7 protein-coding genes and 1 pseudogene are annotated in these 7,310 nt (G+C 42.8%); 2 read left to right on the plus strand and 6 right to left on the minus strand.

Going from position 1 to position 7,310, the window contains the following annotated elements; translation table 11 throughout:
- Positions 1-143 precede the first annotated feature (143 nt).
- Positions 144-1,529: an MATE family efflux transporter gene (locus G5B12_RS15330; RefSeq protein ID WP_021976867.1), complete on the plus strand. Its 1,386-nt coding sequence runs from the start codon at positions 144-146 to the stop codon at positions 1,527-1,529.
- 97 nt (positions 1,530-1,626) lie between these two features.
- Here the strand turns inward: G5B12_RS15330 and G5B12_RS15335 are convergent, their stop codons facing one another.
- From G5B12_RS15335 to G5B12_RS15350, 4 genes are all read right to left on the minus strand, one after another.
- The gene (locus G5B12_RS15335; protein ID WP_021976866.1) at positions 1,627-3,093 is read right to left on the minus strand and encodes a sensor domain-containing diguanylate cyclase; all 1,467 of its coding nucleotides are present in this window, start codon (positions 3,091-3,093) and stop codon (positions 1,627-1,629) included.
- A 293-nt stretch (positions 3,094-3,386) separates the two neighbouring features.
- Positions 3,387-4,616: a dicarboxylate/amino acid:cation symporter gene (locus G5B12_RS15340; protein WP_021976865.1), complete on the minus strand. Its 1,230-nt coding sequence runs from the start codon at positions 4,614-4,616 to the stop codon at positions 3,387-3,389.
- A gap of 105 nt (positions 4,617-4,721) precedes the next feature.
- The gene (locus tag G5B12_RS15345) at positions 4,722-4,988 is read right to left on the minus strand and encodes an adenine deaminase C-terminal domain-containing protein (protein WP_294421083.1); all 267 of its coding nucleotides are present in this window, start codon (positions 4,986-4,988) and stop codon (positions 4,722-4,724) included.
- Between the two features lie 2 nt (positions 4,989-4,990).
- The gene (locus G5B12_RS15350; RefSeq protein WP_244096117.1) at positions 4,991-5,314 is read right to left on the minus strand and encodes a hypothetical protein; all 324 of its coding nucleotides are present in this window, start codon (positions 5,312-5,314) and stop codon (positions 4,991-4,993) included.
- Positions 5,315-5,427: 113 nt separating this feature from the next.
- Between G5B12_RS15350 and G5B12_RS15355 the strand changes: the two genes are divergently transcribed.
- Positions 5,428-6,336: a LysR family transcriptional regulator gene (locus G5B12_RS15355; RefSeq protein ID WP_021976862.1), complete on the plus strand. Its 909-nt coding sequence runs from the start codon at positions 5,428-5,430 to the stop codon at positions 6,334-6,336.
- Positions 6,337-6,596: 260 nt separating this feature from the next.
- Here G5B12_RS15355 and G5B12_RS17645 read toward each other — a convergent pair whose 3' ends face one another.
- Positions 6,597-6,950, minus strand: a complete 354-nt coding sequence (locus G5B12_RS17645; RefSeq protein ID WP_244096118.1) for a nitroreductase family protein — start codon at positions 6,948-6,950, stop codon at positions 6,597-6,599.
- A gap of 227 nt (positions 6,951-7,177) precedes the next feature.
- Positions 7,178-7,310 (minus strand): annotated as a pseudogene (locus G5B12_RS18395) (flavodoxin family protein); the annotation flags it as partial.

Below are 7,310 nucleotides of genomic sequence, written 5' to 3' on the forward strand. Positions count from 1 at the left end.
ATGTGTTCCTTTTATTTTATTAGAATCTCTGCGGAATAGCAACGATATTTTATACAGATACTCTTCTTCTCTTGAAACCCTTATATTTTCATGCTAATATATCCAATTAGACAAAAAATATAAAAATAATAAATGGAGGAAGTATGAATCAAAAAAGTACATCTGCTCCCATAGCAGAAAACAAAATGGGCACCATGCCCGTAGGGAAACTTGTACTGAACATGTCTCTGCCAATGATGATCTCTATGTTGGTACAGGCATTGTACAATATTGTGGACAGTGTTTTCGTTGCCATGCTGTCTGAAAATGCTCTGACTGCGGTTTCCATGGCCTTTCCGCTGCAGACACTTCTGATCGCAGTAGGTGCCGGTACCGGTGTCGGTATGAACGCACTGCTTTCCAAATCCCTTGGAGAAAAAAAATTCGAAAAAGCCAACCGCACAGCCAGCAACGCTGCTTTCCTGTACGGCTTAAGTTACCTGGTTTTCCTGGTTCTTGGAGCTACGGTTGTAAAACCATTTTACGCCAGTCAGGTACATAACGCAGATCCTGAGATCCTTAAATTTGGAATCGAATATCTCAGCACAGTTATGATGTTCTCCTTTGGTCTGCTTGGACAGTTTTTCTTTGAGCGTCTGCTCACATCCACAGGAAAAACAATCTTCAGCATGACTTCCCAGCTGTGCGGAGCAGTCACCAACATCATCCTTGACCCGATCCTGATCTTTGGTCTTCTCGGTGTTCCGAAAATGGGAGTTACCGGAGCTGCCGTGGCTACCGTGATCGGACAGTGTGTAGCCTGCATCGTTGCCGGAACCTGCAATCATAAATTTAATCATGAAGTACGGCTCAGTTTTAAGGGCTTCCGTCCTGATCTTAAGATCATCAGCCATATTTACGCAGTAGGTATTCCCTCGATCATCATGCAGTCCATCAGTTCCATCATGACCTACTGCATGAATCTGATCCTGATACAGTTCACAGTTACCGCAACTGCGGTATTTGGCGTTTATTTCAAATTACAGAGTTTTTTCTTCATGCCTGTATTTGGGCTTAACAACGGTATTACACCGATCATTGCCTACAATTATGGGGCACGCCATAGAAAGCGTATGCTTAAAACTGTCAAAGTCAGCATGTTCATTGCATTCTGTTTTACATTTATCGGTTTCCTTGCCTTCGAATTCATTCCGAAAACACTGCTGGAACTGTTCAGCGCTTCCAGTGATATGCTTGCCATCGGTATTCCCGCACTTCGGATCATTGGTATCCATTACCTGATCGCATGGTTCTGTATCATTGCAGGAACTGTATTCCAGGCACTTGGAAAAGCTATATACAGTATGATCGTATCCATCATGCGTCAGCTTTTTGTCCTGGTACCTGCCGCTTATATCCTTGCTTCCATCGGCGGACTTCACGCAGTGTGGTGGGCATTCCCCATTGCGGAAATTATCTCTCTGATCGTATCTGTAGCTTTTCTGGTTGTCATAAACAGAACGATCATTCAGAAAATCACGGAAGCATAAGAACTTCAAAGCAGATATTAACCTTCCGATTTATGTAAAAAAGACAGAAGATTTCCTGTTTTCCCTGCCGGATATCTTCTGTCTTCTTTTTATTCTGTTATTTATAGATCCGGTATCCGTTCCTTCCGGAACGTTTTACCTGATAAAGAGCAAGATCTGCCTTCTGATACAGTTCCATAAAAGTATCCCCGTCCTGCGGTGCAAAAGCAATGCCCGCGCTTAAAGTAAACGTATGACCTTCCATTCCATCCATATGGATTTCACGAATTTTTTCCTGAAGACTTTTTACCCTGTTTTCCATATTTTGACGGGAGCCAATGTTATAAAGTAAAATCACAAATTCATCGCCCCCGATGCGTCCGATCACATCCTGCTCCCGGAACTGTTTTTTCAGAAAATTTCCCAGCATCTCCAGAACTTTATCTCCCATAGCATGCCCATAAACATCATTAACCTCTTTAAAATGATCCATATCCAGGATCAAAAAGCCATGAAAACTGTCGGGATCTTTTTTCCGTAGTATTTCATCAATCATATTCTGTGTATTCTCTTTATTATAAACACCTGTCAAAGCATCGGTCTGTGCAGACCGGATCAACGCTGCCTTTTCTTTATTATTGCGCACTATGATATACAAAACCAGCATTGCTACCAAAATGCAGAAAGCTCCCATAAATATCAGTTCATATCTGGAAATAAAATCATATACCTGCTGGGCATTTTTTACAGGAACTGTGTAGCAGATCATCCAGTCATTGTATCCAATCGGCATATATGCCAGATAACAGACTTCTTCTTTTCTTTCGCCCAGGCTGAGCTTTACCAGTCCATTGTCACCCTTTTTGAAATCCACCTGCATATCCTGGAGCGTATGTTTTCCTCTGAGATTTTTCTCTCCATAATACTCAAAAAGATTGGTTCCATACGTAATCTCCGTACTGGAAGCAGATCCACTGTCAAATGCAATGATCTCTCCATCACTGGTGACCAGAAAACTGTTTCCGGCTCCGTCAAAAAGATCATCAAACAACATATGGCTCAGTGCGGTAACATTACAGGAACCGCCAAGAACTCCAATCACCTTATCATTTTTGTATACAGGCACTCCAAGCACAACTCTCACTTCGTAGTCAACACTGCTTTCCAGCGGATCACTGAGAGTCTGTTTTCCGCTTATTGCCTCTTTGAAATATCTTCTGTGCGAAACATTCTTGGTAGCTCCATTATCATAATACGCATCCCCATTTTTGTCGATGAGCGCTACCCGTTCCAGATCTGTTTTCTCATAGATGGACACCAGACGTTCTTTATTTTCTTCGGAAAAAAGTTCTTCTGACTTTCCTACTGCAGAGGCAATTTCATTCAGATACTGATAATTGATATCCAGAATCGTCCACAGATGCTCTCTCTGTCTTTCCACATTGGTCTTTAAAGTTTTCTGAGAATTCACCTGCACAGATCTCTGCACGCACCCAAAGAAAATCAAAATTCCTGCCACAACCGCCAGGACAAAAACACTGGTTGCAGTAACATAATTCTTCAGTTCAAAGTGACTCTTTTTCATACGTTTTCTCCTGTTTTTGCCTTTTTATATTGCATGCTTTTATTTTACCATGAATTTTTATTTTTCTCATCTATCATTTAAAGGTCAGACCAATAGCCTTCAAAGTTACTCTGTCTATTCTATAGTATTTTCGGCTTTTTCCTTGGCCTGGTGCAAAGGATTTTCCTATGCATACCCAACTGACCGTGCCGCATGCAGGAGCTCACTGATCTGCTCTTTGGAAATTATAACAAAAAAACTGCATCTTCCAATCCTGAGATTAAAAAATGCAGATTTTTTTCAGCAGTATCTGATTACTGTTTTGCCCCTTTTCTGGCCTCACGCCTGGATTCCATATTGGAGACTACAATAGTACAAGCTGCATCGCCTGTAATGTTGACGGTAGTACGTCCCATGTCAAAGATACGGTCAACACCTGCAACAAGTGCAATACCATCCACCGGAAGTCCCACAGATGTAAGAACCATTGCCAGCATGATCATACCCGCTCCGGGCACGCCGGCAGTTCCGATGGAAGCCAGTGTTGCGGTAAGAACAATAGTCAGCATCTGCGGAAGTGTAAGGGAAATACCATAGCAGGATGCAATAAAGATTGCACAGACACCCTGGTAGATCGCAGTTCCATCCATATTGATCGTTGCGCCCAGTGGAAGTACAAAAGATGCAACTTCTCTTTTTGCTCCAAGCTTTTCTGTACATTCCAGGTTGATCGGAAGGGTTCCCACAGAAGAAGCACTGGAAAACGCAAACATAATGGCAGGAAGCATTCCCTTGAGAAATTTTGCAGGGCTTAATCCGCCCATGGTCTTAACAATAAGAGAATACACAACAAGCATATGGACAATATAACAGATATATGCGGCCAGAAGTACCATTGCAAGAGATCCGATGATCGTCGGACCGTTTGCCGCAATGACCGGGCACAGCAGGCAGAACACACCGATGGGTGACAGCTTCAGGATCATTTCCATGCATTTCATAAAAATCTCATTAAGATCATTAAACGCATTTACTACCCGGATATTTTTTTCTCCTACCAGGATAATGGCAAAACCAAGAAGAATGGCCATCACAATGATCTGCAGCATATTTGCTTCTACCATGGGAGATACAAAGTTTGACGGGAAAATATTTACAATTGTATCCATAAAAGAAGTAGCCTCTGCTGCTTCATATGTCAGATCCGTAGTCGCTACCACCGGAAAAAGTCCTTTAAAAAGATTTCCGCCAGTAAGTCCTATGGTAACCGCAAAAGCAGTGGTACAAAGATAAAAGATAACGGTTTTCAGACCGATCGCACCAACCTTTTTGATATCACTCATGGAGATGATTCCACACATAATGGAAAAAAGCACGATTGGAACAACAATAAATTTAACGAGATTCAAAAATATGGTACCGAATGGTTTAATATAAGATTCGGCAAAATCCGCATGGCTCTGCATAAGCAGACCAGCAATGATGGCCAGTACAAGCGCAATAAAGATCTGCATGGCCAGAGACAGTTTTTTCTTTTCTTTCATTTGATCTTCCCCCTGTTTTTTATACAAAAAAAGACACTGCTCCCATCGCAGTGTCTTCATTGACGACTCATTATAACATGATCCGACTGTAAAAACAACGATATTTTATTTATTTCTCTTTTCACTTACAATCAGCGGAACAATTTCCCCTTTTTTCACATCCACCAGGCCCCGGTCTGTCAGTTTCAGTGCCGGACTTACCGGTAAGCCCAGAGTGCCCACAGACATGATCGGATTATTATGCACATAGCCCAGATCCACAAGGCTTTTTCTTACCGCTTTCAGTGCAAGGCCGTTTTCCTCGATGGATTTCTCAGAAAGAAGCCCACATACCGGAAGTGCAAGCTCAGAAAGGATCTCTCCGTCTTTCACTGTCAGAAATTCACCCCTGCTGCGATGGGCATGCTTACCCCTTCATTGGTGATCATAGATGCAATGATCCCTACGCTTCCAAGTCCCGGTGCCAGAGCAAATGGACGATTGGTAAACAATGCCATTGCACAGCTGGTCACAATGATCAGAAGGATCATAACCGTCAGCGTCGTATGTTTGTCATAGCCGGCACCTGCCAGAATGTTGGGAATCGTGGCAAGTACGTATGCCATAGTTACAAAGGTTGTCAGACCTGCCAGAAGTTCTGTTTTTATATCTGTATTGAACTCAGACAGTCTGAACTGTTTTTCCAGCCAGTTTTTCATTTGTTTTTCCCCCTTGATATGATGATAGAAAGTATTGTAAAATACCCATATCAGGAAGTCAAATTCATATTATACATAAAAATTATGCCAAAATAGAATAGTCGGAGGAGTCTATGAATTACCATGAACTGCAGTATATTCTCTGCATCGCAAAACATCAGAACCTTACAAAAGCTGCTCAGGAGCTTTATATTTCTCAGCCAACCTTAACCAAACATCTCCAGAAACTGGAGCGGGAAATGGGAACCAAACTGTTCAGCCGAAGTGGAAACAGCTATACGCCTACCTTCGCAGGCCGCAAATACATGGAATATGCCCGAAAGATCCTGCAGATACGGCAGGACTGGGAAAAAGAACTGAAAGATCTTACAGAAAATAATGAAGGGGAACTGAACGTAGCTTTCCCTCTGATGAGGAGTACCTGTATGGTTCCTCAGATCATGACCTCTTTTTTTCAAAAATATCCCAAAGTAAAGGTTAATATCCTGGAAGAAGCCTATTCCATCCAGGAAAAACTTCTTCTTAACGATCAGCTTGATTTCGGCATTTTTAACGAGGTTCATGAACACCCCAAGCTGGAATATGAGCTTCTGAAAAAGGAAGAGATCCTTCTGATCATGCCGCCGGATCATCCCCTTGCATCTGCCGGCAAGGCATCCACTCACAGCACATACCCGAAACTTGATCTCTCCCTTCTGGCAGAAGAGCCTTTTATCCTGCATTTTCCGGAACAGACCACCGGACAGCTTTCACTGGAAGCTTTGAAAGCTGCCCATATCAAACCCTACGTACCCATCCAGAGCCGCAACACAGAAACCTGTGTCAAGCTCTGCATGCAGGGACTTGGTATGTGCTTCACTCCAGAAACCTATGTCCGAAATATGGACCTCCCTGTAAAACCAGCCTGCTTTTCCGTTGGTGAAGATGGCGTTTTCAGCACACTGACTATTGCATACCGAAGAGGTACCTATCTTCCTCAGTATGCCAGGGATTTTATCTGTACTGCAAGGGAGGTGTTGTAGGATTAAGTAAGTATTTCTCTGTAAAAAGGCTCCCACCGCCTGCCATGCTCTGTGAAGTATTGATGTCAGCTCCATATTTCCTGACCAGCTATCTTGATTTTTATTTTTCAACATGGATATTTTTATCTGGTTTCAGTGAAAATATTTTTATAACCGCCATTCTATAGTATTTTCCGGTTTTTTCCTTGGTCTGGCGCAGGTTTTTTCCTCTGCATAGCCCACGGCCAGTGCCGCATAAAGTTCTCCATTCAGCCATTCGCTCAGCTCTTTCTGTGCAAAAATGTATCACAGATCCACAGGCTTCCAAGACCAAGTTCTGTAGCGGTAAGTGTCATATTTTCAATGGCTGCACCTATGGACTGTGCATTGCAGATTTCCGATACACGTTCATCCATAGTCAGTATCTTATCAAAGGATGCCGCAATTTCATTTACAACAAAAATAACCACCGGAGCCTGTCTCATGATCTGAAGAGTATGCTCCGCACCGGTTATATATGGGCTGCTGTCTGGAAACCGGCGTGTCTTTGTATTTTCGGATACTTCTTCTGTTTTTGATCGCTTCCTGCATTTTTTGCCTCCTGATTTTTTTCCCTGTAGTTTTAACCAAATCAAGTAAGTCCCCTGCTTCAATTGCGAAAAGCAATAAGCAGTGGGTGGGGACTTGCTTGTATCAGGATGAGCGCAAGCTCCTCCTGATAAACTGCGGAGCAGTTATTTGGTTATGAGCAAGTAGCGAAGCGGATTGCGAATATCCGCTTGACTTTTCCATCTTCACATAATCGAAGAGAACGAATGAAAGAAAGGAAGTTTTGTCGCATCGCAAAACTCCCCTCACTCTACATCCACACCATGTTTCTGGCAAGATTCATCATGGTCTGCATTCCTTCTTCATCCTGCGGTGCTTCCTCTCCATACAAACCATGCACCATGTTCCAGTATGTAGAACCAGCAACCGGCATCTGTGCAATTCCG

Source organism: Blautia sp. MSK.20.85 (genome assembly GCF_013317245.1).
GTDB lineage: Bacteria > Bacillota > Clostridia > Lachnospirales > Lachnospiraceae > Blautia_A.